Origin of the sequence: Pseudomonas floridensis, from assembly GCF_002087235.1 — a bacterium.
GTDB classification, from domain to species: Bacteria; Pseudomonadota; Gammaproteobacteria; order Pseudomonadales; family Pseudomonadaceae; genus Aquipseudomonas; species Aquipseudomonas floridensis.
Genome location: NZ_MUIO01000164.1, coordinates 1 through 957, shown reverse-complemented (window position 1 = coordinate 957; position 957 = coordinate 1). Strand labels below are relative to the sequence as shown.

The window sequence follows — 957 nt, the reverse complement described above, 5'->3', positions numbered from 1 at the left end:
CCAGACTCAGGCCAGCCAGCAGCACGGGGCAAGACAGCTTTGAATTCCATTGCATGACTCGATTCCTTGTTTTTTGATGGCGATGTTGAACGCAACCGCCGTTCACTGCGCGAGCAAGAGCTTGCCCTCAAACACGCCTGTGTGTCCAAGCCGGATGAGCCGTCTGATCCATGACCGGCTGACAGGAAGTGCGGCGCTGAAACCTTGCAGCGGTAGTTGTTGGCCACTTGTTTGCGTAATATGCCCCCTTTTTCGCACTGCTGCGGGCGTGCTCGCAGGCGCAGTTCAGGTAAGCCATGAAATCTATCCGTATACGCGCCGAGGTTCTGGCAGGACTCACAACCTCTTTCGCGCTGGTGCCCGAGTGCATCGCTTTCGCGCTGGTCGCTCATCTCAATCCGCTGATGGGGCTCTACGGCGCATTCATCATCTGCACACTGACGGCGTTGTTTGGCGGACGACCGGGCATGGTGTCGGGTGCTGCGGGTTCGATGGCGGTGGTGATCGTCGCGCTGGTGGTGCAGCAGGGCGTGCAGTACCTGTTGGCGACCGTGCTGCTGGGCGGTCTGTTGATGATCCTGTTCGGGGTGCTGCGGCTGGGCAAACTGGTACGGCTGGTGCCTTATCCGGTGATGCTCGGCTTCGTCAACGGCCTGGCCATCGTCATTGCCATGGCCCAGCTTGAGCACTTCAAGGTCGGTGAACACTGGCTCAATGGCACGCCGTTATACGTGATGCTGGGGCTGGTCGCGTTGACCATGGCGGTGGTCTATCTGCTGCCGCGTGTGACCCGTGCCGCGCCGCCCGCGCTGGTGGCGATTCTCGGTGTCGGCCTGGCGGTCTATTTCCTCGACCTGCCGACGCGCACGCTGGGCGACATGGCCCACATTGCTGGCGGTTTGCCGGTGCTGCACCTGCCGGACATCCCGTGGAACCTGGAAACCCTGCGCATCATCG

The 957-nt window shown here is 61.3% G+C and carries 1 protein-coding gene; it reads left to right on the top strand.

Annotated elements, in window-relative coordinates:
* Nucleotides 1-296 precede the first annotated feature (296 nt).
* The coding region (locus BZK31_RS27475) for a SulP family inorganic anion transporter (RefSeq protein WP_167378123.1) at nucleotides 297-957 on the top strand (661 nt) is incomplete at its 3' end.